Origin of the sequence: Pseudoalteromonas sp. R86517, from assembly GCF_042466295.1 — a bacterium.
Lineage (GTDB): Bacteria > Pseudomonadota > Gammaproteobacteria > Enterobacterales > Alteromonadaceae > Pseudoalteromonas > Pseudoalteromonas atlantica.
This window is the reverse complement of the sequence record NZ_JAXHCB010000003.1, coordinates 591710-609617: the sequence shown is the minus strand read 5'-3', so window position 1 is coordinate 609617 and position 17908 is coordinate 591710. Positions and strand designations below refer to the sequence as shown.

Annotated in this window: 16 protein-coding genes; 15 read left to right on the top strand and 1 reads right to left on the bottom strand. The window is 40.6% G+C overall.

The features are described 5' to 3' along the window. Positions 1 to 78: 78 nt before the first annotated feature. Positions 79 to 1350: an amidohydrolase family protein gene (locus tag SJY38_RS19410; protein ID WP_286739919.1), complete on the bottom strand. Its 1272-nt coding sequence runs from the start codon at positions 1348 to 1350 to the stop codon at positions 79 to 81. Between the two features lie 152 nt (positions 1351 to 1502). Between SJY38_RS19410 and SJY38_RS19405 the strand changes: the two genes are divergently transcribed. From SJY38_RS19405 to SJY38_RS19335, 15 genes are all read left to right on the top strand, one after another. Then, positions 1503 to 3344: a DUF885 domain-containing protein gene (locus tag SJY38_RS19405; RefSeq protein ID WP_377110628.1), complete on the top strand. Its 1842-nt coding sequence runs from the start codon at positions 1503 to 1505 to the stop codon at positions 3342 to 3344. 95 nt (positions 3345 to 3439) lie between these two features. Then, entirely contained in the window at positions 3440 to 3952 is a 513-nt protein-coding gene (locus SJY38_RS19400) for a YcgN family cysteine cluster protein (RefSeq protein ID WP_377110627.1), read from the top strand. Continuing rightward, a complete protein-coding gene (locus SJY38_RS19395; protein WP_286739924.1) occupies positions 3952 to 4464 on the top strand; it encodes an RNA methyltransferase in 513 nt (170 codons plus the stop codon). Before SJY38_RS19400 ends, SJY38_RS19395 begins: the two co-directional genes overlap by 1 nt. Before the next feature lie 90 nt (positions 4465 to 4554). Continuing rightward, positions 4555 to 5442 (top strand): ABC transporter substrate-binding protein, encoded by an 888-nt coding sequence (locus SJY38_RS19390; RefSeq protein ID WP_031289408.1) that lies wholly within the window; start codon positions 4555 to 4557, stop codon positions 5440 to 5442. An 84-nt stretch (positions 5443 to 5526) separates the two neighbouring features. Continuing rightward, on the top strand, positions 5527 to 6780 hold the full coding sequence (locus tag SJY38_RS19385; protein ID WP_377110626.1) for a sugar MFS transporter: 1254 nt from the start codon (positions 5527 to 5529) through the stop codon (positions 6778 to 6780). A gap of 245 nt (positions 6781 to 7025) precedes the next feature. Continuing rightward, a complete protein-coding gene (locus tag SJY38_RS19380) occupies positions 7026 to 8915 on the top strand; it encodes a methyl-accepting chemotaxis protein (protein WP_377110625.1) in 1890 nt (629 codons plus the stop codon). 3 nt (positions 8916 to 8918) lie between these two features. Continuing rightward, positions 8919 to 10016: a GGDEF domain-containing protein gene (locus tag SJY38_RS19375; protein ID WP_286936875.1), complete on the top strand. Its 1098-nt coding sequence runs from the start codon at positions 8919 to 8921 to the stop codon at positions 10014 to 10016. Next, complete coding sequence (locus SJY38_RS19370; protein WP_286936873.1) at positions 10013 to 10627, top strand: DsbA family protein; 615 nt, start codon at positions 10013 to 10015, stop codon at positions 10625 to 10627. Before SJY38_RS19375 ends, SJY38_RS19370 begins: the two co-directional genes overlap by 4 nt. Positions 10628 to 10859: 232 nt before the next feature. Then, complete coding sequence (locus tag SJY38_RS19365; protein WP_004586345.1) at positions 10860 to 11612, top strand: DUF3450 domain-containing protein; 753 nt, start codon at positions 10860 to 10862, stop codon at positions 11610 to 11612. Positions 11613 to 11622: 10 nt separating this feature from the next. Beyond that, positions 11623 to 12990: a MotA/TolQ/ExbB proton channel family protein gene (locus SJY38_RS19360; protein WP_024031703.1), complete on the top strand. Its 1368-nt coding sequence runs from the start codon at positions 11623 to 11625 to the stop codon at positions 12988 to 12990. Between the two features lie 3 nt (positions 12991 to 12993). Continuing rightward, positions 12994 to 13521, top strand: a complete 528-nt coding sequence (locus tag SJY38_RS19355) for a MotA/TolQ/ExbB proton channel family protein (RefSeq protein ID WP_029772985.1) — start codon at positions 12994 to 12996, stop codon at positions 13519 to 13521. 51 nt (positions 13522 to 13572) lie between these two features. Beyond that, complete coding sequence (locus tag SJY38_RS19350; protein WP_004586342.1) at positions 13573 to 13986, top strand: biopolymer transporter ExbD; 414 nt, start codon at positions 13573 to 13575, stop codon at positions 13984 to 13986. A 12-nt stretch (positions 13987 to 13998) separates the two neighbouring features. Next, positions 13999 to 14604: an energy transducer TonB gene (locus SJY38_RS19345; RefSeq protein WP_029772986.1), complete on the top strand. Its 606-nt coding sequence runs from the start codon at positions 13999 to 14001 to the stop codon at positions 14602 to 14604. Between the two features lie 33 nt (positions 14605 to 14637). Beyond that, positions 14638 to 15966: a CDC27 family protein gene (locus SJY38_RS19340; protein WP_377110624.1), complete on the top strand. Its 1329-nt coding sequence runs from the start codon at positions 14638 to 14640 to the stop codon at positions 15964 to 15966. Between the two features lie 300 nt (positions 15967 to 16266). Continuing rightward, positions 16267 to 17868, top strand: coding sequence for a hypothetical protein (locus tag SJY38_RS19335; RefSeq protein WP_004586339.1), 1602 nt, complete (start codon positions 16267 to 16269; stop codon positions 17866 to 17868). The last annotated feature ends 40 nt before the right edge of the window (positions 17869 to 17908 follow it).

Here is a 17908-nt window from a genome sequence, read left to right as displayed (position 1 = left end):
GTTAAATTAATGCGGTAAATAAAAAAGCATGAAGGTGTAAGCTTTCATGCTTTTGTAAAATAATACATTAATTAATGACTATTTTTTATAAACAACGCCTGCTTTCATAACAAAAGGAATGCGCTCAAGCACAGAGATATTTTTAAGTGGATTACCTTTTACAGCAATAATGTCGGCTGCAAACCCTGTTTTTAGCTGACCCAGTTTACTATCCATTTTTAATAGCTTTGCACTGTTAATGGTGGCAGCCTGTATTGCTTGTAGTTCGCTCATGCCAAATTTAACCATACGGTTAAATTGTTTGGCGTTATCGCCATGAGGGTAAATAGCAGCATCGGTACCAAATACCATATTTACACCGGCTTTTACTGCGCGGTTAAAGCTGTCGCGCTGCTTTTTAGACACTTGACGTTCTTTATTGAGGTTTTCTTCATCTACCCCATTTTGCTCACCATAGCTCAGTGTGTATTCTGTATTATAAATGTCCATTGATAACCACGTGCCATGTTTTTTAGCAAGTGCGATGGCTTCATCATCTAAAAAGCTGGCATGTTCAATACTATCTACGCCGGCTTTTATAGCTGTTTTAATACCACTTGTGCCATGTGCGTGAGCGGCTACAGGTAAATCACGCATGTGGGCTTCATCTACAATTGCTTTCATTTCTTCAAATGAATACTGCTGTACACCCACTTTTGTACCTTTAGAAAAAACGCCCCCCGTGGCGCAAAACTTAATGGCATTAGCGCCATACTTTATGTTTTCTCGTACTTTTACACGTGCAGCCCATGGGCCATCGGCTACCCCTGTTGAAGTGTATTTTAGCTCTGGTGGTAAACGGTTATTATCGCAATGTCCGCCTGTGATCCCAAGCGAAGGGCCAGCTGCCCAAATACGCGGGCCTACAATATCTCCGGCGTTAATACCATCACGCACTGCAATCACGCTATAGCCCTCGGCTCCTACATTTCTGAGGGTAGTAAAACCAGCAAGCAATGTTTTTTTAGCAAAGTGCGCGGCTTTAATGGCCATGCGCGGTACCGACTGACTTAAACGCTCACTTCGAGATACCGTAGGGTCGCTGGTCAAATGTACATGCATATCCATAAGGCCCGGCATTAAAGTGAGCTCGGGTAAATCAATATGCTGATCGTTTTTGCTCATGCTCGGCTTTTTGTTTTGTGTAACATCTGTGATCACCCCATTATCAATGGTGATCAGCGGCGATTGAATAACCTCGCCTGTTTGAACATCTACCATGGCTTTAGCAGATATATAAGTAAGGGCTTGCGCGTTAAAGCTTCCTAAACACATAAGTGCAACGGAGGCGCTGAGTAGCTTTTTATTCATTGTTTTTTCTTCTGGTGGCGTTTTAATTAATTGAAATGTAACAACCTAATATAAAAGTGTAAATATAATAGGTTAATCGCCACTTATCGTAATTTCTTTATTAACGCAGGTTAAATGCGCATAATCGACTGACGATACTAAAAAGGATTACCATGAAATCAATTAAATTAGCCTTAGTTGCCAGTGGCGTTATGTTTGCTTTAAGTGGCTGTATGAACACACAAACCAGTAATAACACTGGCAATAGTGCACAGCTAAACACGTCAAGCGCACCTGCAGCTATTGTTTCAGAGCTCTCTTATGAGCAGCAATTAGATGTACTTGTAGCACAGTACTACAACGAGTTACTCAGCTTTAAACCTATTAATGCAACTTATAGTGGTCGCAGTGAATTTAATGATAAGTTTACCCCCGCTATTACCCAAAAGAATAGGGCAAAAAAAGCCGCGTTTTACAAAAAGTATCAACAACGTTTAACACTTATTGATAAGTCGCAGTTAACAGGGCAAGCGTTACTCAGCTATGAAATATTACAAAGAGACCTAGCACTTAATTTAGAGGGAATGCAATTTCCAAGCTATATGCTGCCTATTAACCAAATGGCGGGAGCGCATAATACCTTTGCAGGTTTTGGCTCGGGGCAAAGTGCGCAGCCATTTAATACCGTAGAAGATTACAATAATTTTATAAAACGAAGCGAAGGCTTTATTTCCTGGCTCAGCAGTGTAGAGCGCGCGATGGCGAAGGGGATCAAAGCGGGCATTACCTTACCAAAACCATTAGCTAAAAAGCTTCAGCCACAATTTGCCGCGCATGTAGTTAAAAATGCAGAGGATTCGTTATTTTGGGGGCCAATTAAAAACTTACCAGCCTCATTTACTACACAGCAAAAGCAGCAAATAACGGCGCAATATAAAGCACTTATTATGCAGCAATTAGTGCCTGCATATAAAAGTATGAGCGACTTTTTAGCCAATCAATACATTCCTCAAAGCCGAGAAACGGTAGGCTATAGCAACTTGCCTAATGGTAAAGCTTGGTATGAATATCAAATTAAAAAAAATACCACGTTGAGCCTTTCTGCAGATGAAATACATGAGATTGGTTTAAGTGAAGTTTCGCGTATTTTAAGTCAGATGAAAAAAGTAAAACACGAGGTAGGTTTTAACGGCACTTTGGATGAATTTTTTCAGCACTTACGTGATTCGGACCAATTTTATTACGATACGCCAGAGGCATTAATTGCAGCGTATGAAGATATAAAACAAAAAATAGATGCGCGCGTACCTTTACTGTTCGATGTTGCGCCTAAAGCCCCTTATGTTGTAAAAGCGGTTGAACCTTACCGAGCCCAATCTGCAGCGGGTGCATCTTATGCAGCGCCGGCACCTGATGGCTCTCGACCAGGTATTTTTTACATCAATACTTATAACCTTAAAGCGCAGCCAAAATTTTTATTAGAAACGCTCTCTATACACGAAGCCGCGCCAGGCCATCACTTTCAAATTGCTTTACAGCAAGAAATTAATGGCCTACCAGATTTTAGAAAATTTGGTGGCTACACGGTATTTGCAGAGGGCTGGGCTTTGTACGCAGAAAGCTTAGGAAAAGAGCTGGGCTTATTTGCCGACCCTTATATGTGGTACGGGCGTTTGGCCGATGAGCAACTTAGAGCAATGCGCTTAGTGCTTGATACAGGCTTTCATGCAAAAGGCTGGACTCGACAGCAAGGTATCGATTACATGCTGGCAAATTCGTCAATGGCTAAAAGCGATGTGATAGCAGAAGTTGAGCGTTATATTGCATGGCCTGGCCAAGCACTGTCGTACAAATTGGGGCAATTTAAAATTCAACAATTACGTGACTACTCTAAAAAAGAGTTAGGTGATAAGTTTGATATTAAAGCGTTTCATACGCAAATATTGATTGATGGCGCCTTGCCGATGCCTATTTTAGAGGAAAAAATTAAACGTTGGGTTGCTACCAGTAAATAGCAAAATGCGCAAAGCCCGTACAAATAAAGGCACGGGCTTTGCGCACGCTGTAGCAATACGTTAGAATGCGCGCTCTTTAGGGGCGCGAGTAAATTATGTTTGATCAAGAGTTAGCAAATACACAGTTTTGGCTTAAAAAAAGCTTAGCCGATATGAACCAAAACGAATGGGAAGCGATTTGTGATGGTTGCGGAAAATGCTGTTTAAATACCTTTATTGATAGTGAAGATGAAGACGAATTTACCGCCACCGATCAACTACGTGAAGGTGAAGAGCTTATTTTCACCAACATTGTTTGCCAATACCTTGATAACAATACCTGTGGTTGTAGCGAGTACGAAAACCGCCAAACGCTGGTCCCTTCTTGCGTTAAACTGACCAAAGCCAACCTTAAAGATATCTTTTTTATGCCGCAAAGCTGTAGTTATCGCCGTCTCTACGAGGGGCGAGGTTTAGCTTCTTGGCATCCGCTATTAAATCAGGGTGACAAAACCCAAATGCATGCGCTTGGTATTTCTGTTAAAGATAAAACCGTAAAAGACTGTGACGTAAAGCTCGATGACTTTGATTTATACATTGCTGAGTGGCCAACAAAGGATTGCGATTAATGAGCGAGTTTAAGGCTGTAATAGGTTTAATTAACCCAAAAAGCCCGACAAATGTTGGCGGCGTTTTACGTGCCGCGGGTTGCTATGACGCTAAACAAGTATTTTTTACCGGTAGTCGCTACTTAAATGCTAAAAAGTTTCATACCGATACTAAAAATGTTGTTGAGCGTATTGCACTTACCGGCACTGATAACTTACTCAGTGTAAAACCTGAAGGCGCAAAGGTTGTGGTTATTGAGCTGATTGAAGGCGCCACGGCGTTACCTGATTTTAAACACCCTGAAAACGCATTTTATGTATTTGGGCCAGAAGACGGCTCAGTACCAAAAGAGATTTTAAAATGGTGCGATGAAGTGGTTTACGTGCCTACAATTGGTTGTATGAACCTTGCGGCCACCTGCAATGTGGTACTTTACGACCGTTTAGCCAAACTTGGTGGGGTAGAGAGCTGTGACTCAACTATTATTAATTCTCGCGATACCAATAATAAAATGAAGTGGGTAAAAGCTTAAGCACCCACTGCTGTAATTTTAATTAAAATTTCTTTTACTTTATGTACTAAGTTCTACACTTTAGGAACATATTGTAAATGAAATTTAATTATGCGTTTATTTTTAATCCTCATACTCTTTTCATCTTATTGTTTTGCTGAGGTTCCTGTGACCTACATGCAAGATGATACTCGTCACACTGTAATAGGTGAGCGCTATAAATCGGGTTACCTATTTAGCACGCCAAACAGCAATCAAACAATTCATGTGGTTACATTAGACTGGCCGCCGTACATAGGTAATAAGCTGTGTAACAAAGGCTGGGTATATCAATTTAGTACGGCGATTCTACATAGCGCTGGTTATAGTGCTTATATAGAGTTTGTTCCTTGGGCGAGAGCTGTTCGTTCTGTAGAGCTAGGTAAAGCCGATGTGTTAATGCCAGAGTATTATATTGAAGACACCGCGCCATCTGATTACATAGAAGGTAAAACACGCCGTAAGCTTTTAGGGCTTTCTAATTCGTTTGAAGGCGGTAACATAGGTTTTTTAAAACGCAAAGGCGAGCCCGACAGGTTTAATGGCAATTTAAAGTCGCTTAAAGGCTCGCGTATTGGTGTTGTAAGAGGGTATCAAAATACCCCTGAGTTTGATGCCATGATGGATAACAACGAATTTATCATCATTAATGCCGTTGATGATTTACAGCTGGTAAAGTTACTTGCGGCAAAGCGTGTAGATTTAATTATAGGCGACCCCGCTGTGTTACTTTACTCGGTAAAATATGCAGCTTTACCCGATAGCGAAAAACAGACCCTACTTAGTGCTATTGAACCAGAAAGCAAGGCAATTCAATATAACCCTTTATATTTTGCGATAAGTAAAAAAACACCACACTGGCTCACTGTATTAGAAGATATTAATACTGCTTTATACAAATTTAAAAATAGCGGCGAAACCCAAAGGATGAAACAGTCCTTATTAAATGAATGTGATTAATTGTAACGTTCCAATTATTTTGTACTTATAATGTGTCGCAAACGTGTAAAATCATTTTCAACTTGTTAATGGAGTGAAAATGACGTGAGTGAAATAAATACCAATCAATCATTTGCGGTCAAAGAGCAACAAAATAAAAATTACCTGTTACCGCTGACTGCAATGACCACACTGTTTTTTTTATGGGGTTTTATTACCGTTTTAAACGACGTACTAATCCCTCGTCTGAAAGGCGTTTTTGACCTAACTTACTTTGAAGCAATGCTCGTACAGTTTTGTTTTTTTGGCGCCTATTTTATTGTCTCTATTCCTGCTGGAATTTTGGTTAAACAATTAGGTTATAAAAAAGGCATACTAACCGGCCTAGTGGTTGCCTCAATTGGCTGTATGTTGTTCTACCCTGCGGTGGTGGTGCATGAATACTGGTTGTTTTTAGGTGCTTTATTTGTACTGGCTGCTGGTGTAACTGTTTTGCAGGTTTCTGCGAACCCGTATGTAGCTGCTTTAGGGCCAGAAAAAACCGCCTCATCTAGGCTAAATTTAGCGCAAGCACTTAATGCCTTAGGGACAACAGTAGGCCCGTATGTTGGGGGTATCCTGTTTTTTGGTACCGCAGGTACATTAGCGGCAAGTGCTGCTACTGCTGAATCTGTAAAAGTACCTTATTTAATGTTAGCAGCGGCCTTACTTATTATTGCTATCGTATTTGCCTTTATTAAGCTTCCTGAAATAGAGGGCCATAAAGAAGAAAATAACCCGGTTAATGAAACTCGTTCACTAACACAGGCACCTCATTTAACAATGGGCGTATTTGCTATATTTTGTTATGTCGGTGGTGAAGTGGCTATAGGTAGTTTTTTAGTTAACTTTTTTGGCGAAGCACATATAGCTGGGCTGGAAGAGCACGCTGCTGCTGCACTGATCAGTTACTATTGGGGCGGAGCAATGGTTGGGCGCTTTATTGGCTCTGCTGCGCTACAAAAAATAGCGCCATCTAAAGCATTGGCATTTAATGCCTGTATGGTAATTGCCTTATTACTTGTGACTATATTTACGCAAGGCAATGTAGCCCTGTACGCGGTATTGGCCATTGGTTTATTTAACTCAATTATGTTCCCGACTATATTTTCTGTAGCGATAGAGCGCTTAGGCTCATTAACCAGTAAAGGCTCTGGTTGGTTGTGTTTGGCAATAGTAGGGGGTGCCTTGGTGCCTTTATTACAAGGTTACATTGCTGATGTTGTTAATATTCAGCAAAGCTTTTTTGTTCCGCTAGTATGTTATGTATTTATTGCTTGGTATGGCTTTAACGTGGTTCGTTTAGCTAAAAAGTGGTAAATACTCCCCGATGAAAGAGCGACTGAATACGTATTCAGTCGCTTTTTTATTACCATTTTATAGGAACGTTCCAAATGCGGGTTTGTTTTTTAAAAAGCAGTGGTGTTACAACTGTATAGTGAATAGAGGTGGTTCTTTATTCTTATTTTAAGTACATAACCTGCTTATCTACCTCATTAACGACGACATACCTTTAAATTTTTGCTAAAAATATAATTAATAACAAAAAAATAAAAAGGGCAGTCATGCTTAACTCACTTAAATTCACCTCAAAAGTGACTATTGCAGCATCTATGGTACTGGTTATTGTACTGGGTTTATTTGCTATAAATAATTACATCGCTATGCGTAACCAAACGCAACAGCAGCTCGACTTAGTCCTTAACCAAAATTCAGAATCTACCTCACAAAACATTGCAAGCTGGCTTAACGCTAAACTCACCATAGTAAAATCGATTGCGCAAACTCACAAAAACAGTGATCCAAAACAGTTAACCCTTGCCCAGCTTAATACTGCCAAATACGCTGGTGGCTTTAAAAACACGTATATAGGTAAACCAAGTGGTTTATTTATACTTAACGATCAAAGCATTGTGTTACCTTCTGATTTTGATGCCACCTCGCGACCTTGGTATAAGTTAGTTGAAAATAAAAGCTATACCGCATTTACCACACCGTATATTGATGTAACCACCAACGAGCTGACTATATCTGCAGTTGTGCCCATTCAAAGCAATGGCCGCTTTAGTGGCGTAGCGGGTGCAGATATAGACATGCACACAGTGACTGAAATAATTAACGATATTGATTTTTTAGGGTTAGGGTATGCTTTTTTAGTAGATAAAAATGGCCAAGTGCTGAGCCATCCTAATAGCGAACTTAATTTAAAAAACACCGCCGAATTATTTGGCCAATCTACTGCGCTTAATAGTGAATTTACACAATATGATATAGCGGGTGAGCCGCAGTTGATATCGTTTACTAAAATACGTGGCATAGACAATGTTGACTGGTATTTAGGTGTCGTTATTGATAAAAACCAAGCCTATGCAGAGGTGTCTCGCTTTGGTGTTAACGCGCTTATTTATATGTTAGTGGGAATTGTGGCCATTATTGTGTTTATGCAATTTTTACTGCGTTACTTAATGCAACCTATGGCGCGCCTAAATGATGCACTAGAAGATATTGCAAAAGGCGAAGGCGATTTAACCAAGCGTTTAAAGGTTGAAAACAATGATGAGTTTGGTCAAATTAGTCACTCGTTTAACGTTTTTATTGAAAAAATTCAGCACTCTATTGAACACGTTAAATTAACGACCGAACAACTCGATAGCGTAATAGCCAGCGTGGTGTCGCAAACACATTCTTCATTAGCCATGCACCATGACCAAACAAAACGTACTGATAGTGTGGCCATGGCGGTTAATAATTTTTCGCAATCGGCTATGGCTATTGCTAATAACGCCAGTGACGCTTCTGTAATTGCTAAAAATGCAGATGAGCATTCAACACAAAACCAGCAAACCTTATTGCACAGCGTTAATAGTATTCATCAGTTATCAGCCAATATGGAACAAGCGCAACACACTATTAATAGCCTTAACGCGCATACAATTAGTATTGGGCAAGTGCTTGAGGTGATTAAAGGTGTGAGCGAGCAAACCAACTTACTTGCTTTAAATGCGGCAATTGAAGCTGCAAGAGCAGGCGAAGCTGGGCGCGGTTTTGCTGTTGTGGCTGATGAGGTACGCCAATTAGCACATCGTACTCAGCAATCAACCCAAGAGATTGAAGATACCGTAGGGCAATTACAAAGAGGCTCAAACCAAGCGGTAGAACTGATGAAAACAAGCATTCAAGACAGTGAAAAAAGCGTAGAGCACGCTGAAGGTGTGAGCGTGTTAATGGGCCAAATAATAGAGTCAATAAAACAAATTAGCAGTGCTAATCATAGTGTTGCCAATGCCACTGTTGAGCAAAACGACCTTGTTAAAGTGCTCGACGCAGACATTACAAGCATGAGTGAGTTATCGGTACAAAGCCAAGAAAATTTAAAAAACACCCTCAATGAATGTACTAAACTTAAACAACAATTTAGTGATTTAGAGCAAATGGTTCAAAAGTTTAGAGTTTAAAATATGCCAAAAAAATCGGTTACAGGACAAAGTTGGTTAAGCCTTATTAACATAGATAAGGTGTATAGCTCGGATAAACAGCGCCAAGCATTTTCACTATTCACCATGATAGCCATTGCTATTATTGTTATCTCTATGTTGGTGGTGTTTAACTACACGGTGTATTCGCCTATTCTTACCACGTCGTTAATAGCCGTTAATATTACCCTTATTAGCGGCACTTTTTATTTTATAAAAACAGCCAAGCTTGAAATGGTTGCACTTATAAGTATGTGTATAGTGTTTATTATGTGTGTGGCCCTTACGTATACCGGCGGAAAAGAAAATACCGCGCTTTATTGGCTAATGTTTTACCCTGTAGTGTGTTTTGCCTCTTTAGGTGTAAAGCATGGCTGCAGGCTTGGCTTAGGCTTATTATTGTGCTGCAGTGTTATTTTATACGGGCCTGATTTTGGCCAAGTTAACTATGGCGGTATTGAAAAGTCTCGTTTTTTAGCCTCTTTTACACTGGTGTTTATTTTTTCGTTTATAGGTGAATATTTCAGGCATAAAAGTCACCTGGCAATTGCTGATATAACCCTTGCGCAAACGCAAGATGCCTATACAGATCAGTTAACGGGTGGCGCGAACAGGCGTTTCATCACCGCTCACTTTTTAAAATTAGCTGCTAAAACGCCCGAAAACTACCTGCCGTTTTCTATTTTATTACTTGATTTAGATTATTTTAAACGACTAAACGACACCTATGGTCATGATTTTGGCGATACAGTGTTGATAGAATTTACCAAATTACTTGATTCACAATTTCCAAACTCCGCAGTTAAAGCCCGTTATGGAGGCGAAGAGTTTGTGGTGATTTTACCTAAAGAAACAGCCCCAGTGGCTACAAAATTAGCCGATGATTTTAGACAATGTGTCGCAAAACAAGCTATTTTAACCAGCGATAATAAACGGGTATTTATTACCTGTAGTATTGGTGTGGCACAGGTTGATAATGTGGATCATTACACCCGTGCACTTAAACAAGCAGATGAATACCTGTACCTAGCTAAAGAGCAAGGGCGTAACAAAGTTGTATCAAATCACACAGGAACACTATGACTCAAACTAAACTTATATATATACACGACCCTATGTGCAGTTGGTGCTGGGGATATAAACCGACGTGGTTAAAACTAAAAGCCGCATTAGCTTCGCAGCTGACTATAGAATACAAAGTAGGGGGGCTTGCTCCAGATAGCCAAGAGCCCATGCCAGAAAATATGCGCGCTATGCTCCAAAGCACGTGGCATAAAATTAGTGCGATGTTGGGCACACAGTTTAATTTTGATTTTTGGCAGGTTTGTCAGCCAAGGCGCTCTACTTACCCAGCCTGCAGAGCGGCGATTATTGCCAGAGCTCATAATAAAGAGCCACAAATGATAGAGGCAATTCAACATGCTTATTATTTACATGCTCAAAATCCATCTGATGAAAGTACTCTAATTACCTTAGCTGAAAAAATAGGCCTAGGTAAACAACAGTTTACCGAGGAACTTTGCTCTGAGGCTTTGAATCAAAAATTACATGAGGAGTTAGCATTTAGTGCAAGCTTGCCAATACAAGGCTTTCCCTCGTTAGTATTAATAACTGATAATAAAGCTATTGCAATTAAAATAAATTACACCGATCACCAGCAAACACTAAACACAATTAACGCTTTATTAGCTTAACAACTAGCCAAAATGCGTGTATTTGCTGCTTTAATACACGCTTTGCATATAAACACTTCGATATAAGACGCAAATGTTACAGCTGTAACAAAATAGACTTTTTTGCGCAACATGCCTGTCATTATTCATCTATACAATTTCACTCATTGAAAATCTTTAGCCTAAAACAAGTCAGTTTAGGCTAAAACAACAAACTAGCAAATCCGCTAATTAACGAGTAAAGGTGTATGCGATGAAAGGCGTTAAACCATTGATCTTAGCTGGTATTGTAGCAGCAAGTGCTGCAGTACATGCCAATGATTTAGAAAAGGTTATCGATAAAAGCAGTGAAATAAATAAATCAGCTGCGCAATCACAAACAAAAATAGACAAGATTGCTGATTCAATGCAAGGACGTCTTCAACAGTTTAAAACCCTTAATAAAGAAATTGATGGTTTAACTGTTTATAACGCGCAATTAACTAAACAGTTAAATAACCAAATTGAAGAAATGGAGTCACTTAACCTTTCAATGGATCAGGTCTCTATTATTGAGCGTCAGATCACACCACTAATGCTGCGCATGATTGAAGGGCTTGAGCAATTTGTAGCACTTGATGTGCCATTTTTGCAAGAAGAGCGCACTAAGCGTATTAGCTCTTTAAACGCAATGATGGACCGTGCAGATATTAACTCAAGCGAAAAATTCCGCCGCGTATTAGAAGCATATCAAGTAGAAGTTGATTACGGACGCACTATTGAAGCCTACACCTCACTGCTAACGGTAGACGGTAAAGAGCGTGAAGTAGACTTTTTACGCATTGGCCGCTTAGAGCTTATTTATTTAACACGCGATGGTAAGCAAGCTGGTAGCTGGGATGAAGAAACAAAGTCGTTTGTTACTTTACCAGACTCAACAATTAGCCAAATCAACAAAGGTTTACGTATCGCACGTAAGCAACTTGCCCCAGATATGTTAACTCTGCCAGTACACGCAGCAGAATAAGAGGTTGAAGATGAAACTGTTTACTCAAATGACAAAAATGGCCCTTTTTGCTGCAAGCCTAAGCTTTGCAGGCGCAAGTGTGGCAGCTGAGCCTATGGACTTAGACTCACTATTAAAAACACTTGAAGAAGGCAAATCGGCTCAAAGCGCGCAAAACAAGCAACGCGAACAAGAATTTATGGCGCGCCAAAACGAACAAGTGCAAATGCTTAACAACACACAAGCAAAACGTAATCAAATGCTTGCTGAATCTGAGCGCTTAGAAACACAGTTTGAAGAAAACGAAATTAAACTTGCTAACTTAACAGATACACTGTCTAAACGAATGGGTTCTTTAAAAGAGCTATTTGGTGTGCTTCAGCAAGTTGCTGGTGATTCTAGCAATAAGTTCGCTACCTCTGTGGTATCAGCTGAAATTGCGGGTCGTAGCACATTTATGGATGAGCTAGCACAAAAAATGGGCTCTACTTCAAAGCTTGCCTCTATCGAAGATATTGAAAAAGTATGGTTTGAGTTACAACGCGAAATGACAGAGCAAGGTAAAGTAAGCCGCTTTACTACCGATGTAATTGTACAAGGTGGTGAAAAAGCACAGCAAGAAGTGGTACGTGTAGGTGCTTTTAACTTAATCTCTAACGGTAAATACCTAGAATTTAACCCAGTAACAAATACCTTAAGCGAGTTAAATCGCCAGCCTGTAGCACGTTTTACTGCAACTGCAGAAGAGTTACAAAATGCAAAAAATGGTATTGTGCAGTTTGCACTTGACCCAACGGGTGGCTCAATTTTAGGTTTATTAGTGCAAGCACCAGATACCGAAGAGCGCGTACACCAAGGTGGCACAGTCGGTTACGTTATTTTAGGTGTAGGTGTTATTGCTTTACTTATCTCACTTGAACGTTTTTTCTCATTACTGATTATGGGCGGTAAAATTCGTCGTCAACTTAAAGATGATGTAGCACGCGATGACAACCCACTTGGCCGCGTAATGAAAGTAAAAGATCAGTTCCCTGATGTTGCCCACGACACGTTAGAGCTTAAATTAAGCGAAGCTATTTTACGTGAAATGCCAAAAGTAACGCGTAATTTAACGCTTATTAAAATCATCTCGGTGGTGGCGCCGCTGCTAGGTTTACTAGGTACAGTAACCGGTATGATCAACACCTTCCAAGCAATTACATTATTTGGTACAGGTGACCCTAAACTAATGGCTGGTGGTATTTCGCAAGCATTGGTAACAACGGTGCTTGGCTTAGTTGTGGCAATTCCTACGGTATTTTTATACACCCTACTTAATACACGCGCTAAAAACATTTTGCTTACTATTCAAGAGCAAAGCGCAGGTATTATCGCACAGCGAAGCGAGAAGGGAGCATAAACCATGGTGCTATTGATTGACTCAATCAATGCTATCCGTGATTTTCTCGACACTGGTGGCCAAGTCCTCTTGGTCATCGGGGTGTTAATCTTCGCGATGTGGTTATTGATACTCGAGCGATTTATTTATTTTTTCAAAGGTTTTCGTAGTTACAAGCAAAACGTAAAAGCGCAGTGGAAAAACCGTGCAGAGCGCAATAGCTGGAATGCTGAGCAAATACGCCAGGCGATGATTTCACGTGCTTCAATGCGTTTAGACACCAACTTAGCACTGATAAATGTAATGGTTGCATTGTGTCCGCTACTTGGGCTGTTAGGCACAGTAACGGGAATGATTGAAGTATTTGATGTAATGGCAATTACCGGTACGGGTAGTGCGCGCTCTATGGCATCAGGTGTTTCTAAAGCAACTATTCCAACCATGGCAGGTATGGTTGGTGCACTTTCGGGTGTATTTGCCTCTACGTTCTTACAGCGCAGAGCCAAGCGCGAAGTTGAACTACTTGAAGACAGCATGGTTTTAGACCATTAAGTAACATTTTGATAAGCGGCTTATAGAGTCGCTCATCCTAGGAGAATAAAAATGAGAGCCCCGTTAGGAAACCTATTACAAGAAGACGAAGCAGAAGAAATTAACATGACCCCAATGTTAGACGTTGTATTTATCATGCTTATTTTCTTCATCGTTACCGCCTCGTTTGTTAAAGAAGCCGGTATTGATGTAAACCGCCCAGAAGCCGCAACAGCGGTTAAAAAAGAACGCGCTAATATTTTAGTGGCTATTTCTGATACAGGCGAGATTTGGATTAATAAACGTCAAATCGATGTACGTGCAGTGCAAGCCAATATCGAACGCTTAAAAGCAGAAAACCCACAAGGGAGCGTGGTTATTCAAGCTGATAAAAAAGCCACCACTGATATGTTAATCAAAGTAATGGATGCGTCGCGTGCTGCAGGTGCGTTTGATGTTTCAATTGCTGCACAAGATGCGTCTTAAGGGTTAGCCATGTTGCGATATTTAGTAGCATTAATAGTAGCGGGTGTAGTGACCTTTATGCTGTTTTTAGGCATGCAGGCACTGATCACCGGTGGTGAAGGTGCCATGTCGGAGCCAGTAAAAGGAAACGTTTTAGACTTTGTACGTTTGAAAAAAGAAGAAACGGTACAAAAGAAAGAGCGTAAACCGCAAAAGCCACCTACACCAAAAGAGCCACCACCACCGATGGAGTCGCCGCAAATGCAAAATAATGATGCAAACGCGGCCAGCAATAATTTTGATTTTGGCGCGGATGTAGGCAGCGACGTTGACCTAGCGGGTGGCTTAGCGCTTGAAACAAGTGATGGTGAATACCTACCTATTGTAAAAGTAGCTCCAGTTTATCCGCGTCGTGCTTTGTCGCGTGGTATTGAAGGCTATGTAATTGTTGAATTTACAGTAACTAAGCAAGGTACTGTTCGTGACCCGCAAGTAGTAAAAGCGGTTCCTGAGTCACTGTTTGATAGAGCAGCGATGGATGCCGCACTTAAATTTAAATATAAACCGCGCGTAGTAAATGGTGAAGCCGTTGAAGTGGCGGGTGTTCAAAACAAAATATCTTTCCAAATTAATGGTTAACTTATCTTAATTGGATGAAATAGCGAGGCGATTATGAAATTACTACCTACAGCTAAAAATTTAAAACTGGCATTATTTTGCACTGCCGCGATCAGTGCAAGTATTGTTGTGCCAAGTACGCTAAGCCTTGTGCCGGGGCTAAACGTAGCAACTGCCCATGCAGAGCAAGAGCAAAAAACAAAGCGTGTACCTGCACTGCGCGAGAAGGTTTATAGCCAGCTTGCTCGTGCGCAAAAGCTTGCTGACGATGGCGATGTAAAAGCCGGCCTTGAAGCACTTGATAGCATTCAAGAGCGAGCTTCAAGTATGAACTCGTATGAAATTGCAATGATGCATAACTTTTATGGCTTTATTTATTACAACGAAAATGATTTATCAAAAGCCATTGCTTCGTTTGAAAAAGTGGTAGCCGAGGAGGCTATTCCTGAATCATTACGTTTAAGTACCACGTTTAGCCTAGCGCAGCTTGCTATGGCAAACGGCGAGTATAAAAAAGTTATCGCGTTTTTAGATAAGTGGGATGAAATAAATACTAAACCTATTACAGAAGGGTATTACTTACTTAGAGCGCAAACTTATTACCAGTTAAAAGAATACCCAAAGGGGCTTGAGTACATTAATCAAGTTATTGCTCTTAGCGATAGCGAAGGCAAAACCCCTAAAGAAAACTGGCTGGTACTACAGCGCGCTATGTATTACTCACTTAATCAAACAGATAAAGTAGTTGCAGTGCTTGAGCGCATGGTTAAACTTTACAATAAACCAGAGTATTGGGTTCAACTAGCTGGTATGTATGGAGAAACCGGCAAAGAAAAAGAGCAACTAGCAGTAATAGAAGCGGCGTATCAACAAGGCTTTTTAAAAACCAAGTCTGATTTAAGACAGTTATCGCAAACTTACCTTTATAACGGCCTGGCATACAAAGCAGCTAAAACAATGAGTGATGCGATAGAAAAAGGCATTGTAGAAAAATCAGCGAAAAACTATGCCTTTATTGCAGAGGCCATGATTCAAGCTAAAGAAGATGAAAAATCGATTAGCTACTTTGCTAAAGCGGCTGACCTATCAGAGCATGGTAAGTACGATCAACGCCTAGCAGAAGTGTTTGTTAACACTGAGCAATACGAAGAAGCGGCTGATGCTGCGCGTAAGGCGCTTGATAAAGGCGGTCTTGATTTTGAATCAAACGCTTACGTTGCGCTAGGTATGGCACAGTACAATATGCAAAATTTTGATGCGTCTATTTTAGCGTTTGAACAAGCCCAAAAGCATGATAAATCACAACGTTTAGCAAAGCAGTGGATTAAATATGTTAAGCGTGAAAAAGTGCATGCGCAAACACTTAAAGCCGCGTTACTTTAACTTTATACCCTAACGCTATTTTACAAATAATAAAGCGTTTACCTATTTCATAATCGCAACACCAAAACCGCCTGAGGGCGGTTTTTTTCGTTGTTAAAATATTTAAGTTGTTGAATTTAAATTAATTACTATTGTCATCTTATGGTTACTAAACTGTAACTGCTTTGTCATATCTCTACAGTATCTTATTTGCATCCGATAACTCAGGTCACCTTAATGCATGAGTATCGTGCCTTAAAGTGACTTAAGTTTTTACTTAATGCACTAACAAAATAATTAAATACTTTAACGGAGTGAACAATGAAATTATCTGATTTATTTAAGGTCAGCCTAGTAGCAACTGCAATGACACTAGCTGGCTGTGGCGGCGATATCGAAATTACACCTACTGTAAACGATAACAGCTCGTCAACAGATAACAGTGTTAATAATTCAAACAATACAACTGGTTCAACAACTGAAGAAGAAGCTGTTTGTGCAAGCTACGAATCAGATGCAGGTACGGTAACAGGCGTAGTAAGTGGCATTGATTGTTTATACAACGACTCGTTTGCAAGCAAAACAATTTCTATCACAAGCAACATTACTTTCGCTGAGCTACCTGATGGCGGTGTTCACGTTTTTGAAGATGCATTACAAATTGGCGAAGACGGCAGCACAGTAGATGGCTTTGAAGTACCAGCAAATGGTCCAACAATGACCGTTGAACCAGGTGCCGTTTTAGCATTTGGCTCAGGTGAAGCAATTGTACGTATTGCACGTGGTGCAAAAATTCAAGCGGTAGGTACTGAAGAAAAGCCGGTTGTATTTACTTCGGCAAACGCGTTTGACCGTTTTGATACAGCAGGCGAAGGCGCACGCTACGCAGATTGGGGCGGTATCATCATTAATGGTAACGGCATTACTGACCAATGTACTGATGCAGAGCGTGACGGTGGTACGTGTAACGTAGCCTCTGAAGGTATTACAAGTTACTTTGGTGGTAACGATAATGCAGACTCTAGCGGTAATATTAAATGGGCTAAAATTTGGTACGCAGGCTCAGGCCCTCGCGTTGGTGGTGAAGGCGATGATTTGAATTCACTAACACTAAATGCAGTTGGCTCTGGTTCTGAGTTTGATTACCTACACATTCACCAAGGTTTTGATGACGGTATTGAAATTTTTGGTGGTGCTACAACGCTTAAACACGTAGCGGTAACAGATACACAAGATGATTCGTTTGACTTTGACGCAGGTTGGCAAGGTAAAGCTCAGTACTTATTTATTCAACACGGTACTGTGACACTAAATGACGGCACTGTTGTTAACATGGGTAACAATGGCTTTGAGTCTGATGGTGTTAAAGGTTCTTCTACCGAGCAAGTGTCTCCATCTAACCCAACGGTTGCCAATGTAACGGTTGTAACTACCGATGGTAACTCGGTACGTGATGACGACCCCTCACAAGCTTACAAGTTTGATGACCAATTTAATTCAAGCATTTACAACACTGTTATCGTTAAGCAAAACGCAACTAACACGCAATGTATTGAGTTCTCAGGCGACGGTGAAGCACAAGCAGATAAAATCTCATTCACAAGCTCTGTAATGGCGTGTTCTGCAAACTTTACTGATACAGATACGTTTGCAAGCGGCCCATTAGAAGGTCAAACAAAAACAGCGTGGTTTGAAAATGACGGTGCTAACCAAATCTTAACTGATGATGTTGCAGTACTTGCAGATAACGGATTTGCAACGAACACAGCAGCTGCAGAAGTAACGGTTACTGCAACAGACTTAAGCACAAGCGATTCATTTTTTGAAAGCGTAAACTACATTGGTGCGGTATCGGATCAGGATACAGACTCTAGCTGGTATAAATGGGTTGAAGCGGCTGTTACAGCAGCAAATGCTGACTAAATAGCACACCATTATAACCTCTGATTAAAGGCGCCTTGTG

What these genes read in the sequence shown, in the direction of transcription:
- SJY38_RS19410 (WP_286739919.1), bottom strand. Translation starts at nt 1,350, where the DNA reads ATGAATAAAAAGCTACTCAGCGCCTCCGTTGCACTTATGTGTTTAGGA.
- SJY38_RS19405 (WP_377110628.1), top strand. Translation starts at nt 1,503, where the DNA reads ATGAAATCAATTAAATTAGCCTTAGTTGCCAGTGGCGTTATGTTTGCT.
- SJY38_RS19400 (WP_377110627.1), top strand. Translation starts at nt 3,440, where the DNA reads ATGTTTGATCAAGAGTTAGCAAATACACAGTTTTGGCTTAAAAAAAGC.
- SJY38_RS19395 (WP_286739924.1), top strand. Translation starts at nt 3,952, where the DNA reads ATGAGCGAGTTTAAGGCTGTAATAGGTTTAATTAACCCAAAAAGCCCG.
- SJY38_RS19390 (WP_031289408.1), top strand. Translation starts at nt 4,555, where the DNA reads ATGCGTTTATTTTTAATCCTCATACTCTTTTCATCTTATTGTTTTGCT.
- SJY38_RS19380 (WP_377110625.1), top strand. Translation starts at nt 7,026, where the DNA reads ATGCTTAACTCACTTAAATTCACCTCAAAAGTGACTATTGCAGCATCT.
- SJY38_RS19375 (WP_286936875.1), top strand. Translation starts at nt 8,919, where the DNA reads ATGCCAAAAAAATCGGTTACAGGACAAAGTTGGTTAAGCCTTATTAAC.
- SJY38_RS19370 (WP_286936873.1), top strand. Translation starts at nt 10,013, where the DNA reads ATGACTCAAACTAAACTTATATATATACACGACCCTATGTGCAGTTGG.
- SJY38_RS19365 (WP_004586345.1), top strand. Translation starts at nt 10,860, where the DNA reads ATGAAAGGCGTTAAACCATTGATCTTAGCTGGTATTGTAGCAGCAAGT.
- SJY38_RS19360 (WP_024031703.1), top strand. Translation starts at nt 11,623, where the DNA reads ATGAAACTGTTTACTCAAATGACAAAAATGGCCCTTTTTGCTGCAAGC.
- SJY38_RS19355 (WP_029772985.1), top strand. Translation starts at nt 12,994, where the DNA reads ATGGTGCTATTGATTGACTCAATCAATGCTATCCGTGATTTTCTCGAC.
- SJY38_RS19350 (WP_004586342.1), top strand. Translation starts at nt 13,573, where the DNA reads ATGAGAGCCCCGTTAGGAAACCTATTACAAGAAGACGAAGCAGAAGAA.
- SJY38_RS19340 (WP_377110624.1), top strand. Translation starts at nt 14,638, where the DNA reads ATGAAATTACTACCTACAGCTAAAAATTTAAAACTGGCATTATTTTGC.
- SJY38_RS19335 (WP_004586339.1), top strand. Translation starts at nt 16,267, where the DNA reads ATGAAATTATCTGATTTATTTAAGGTCAGCCTAGTAGCAACTGCAATG.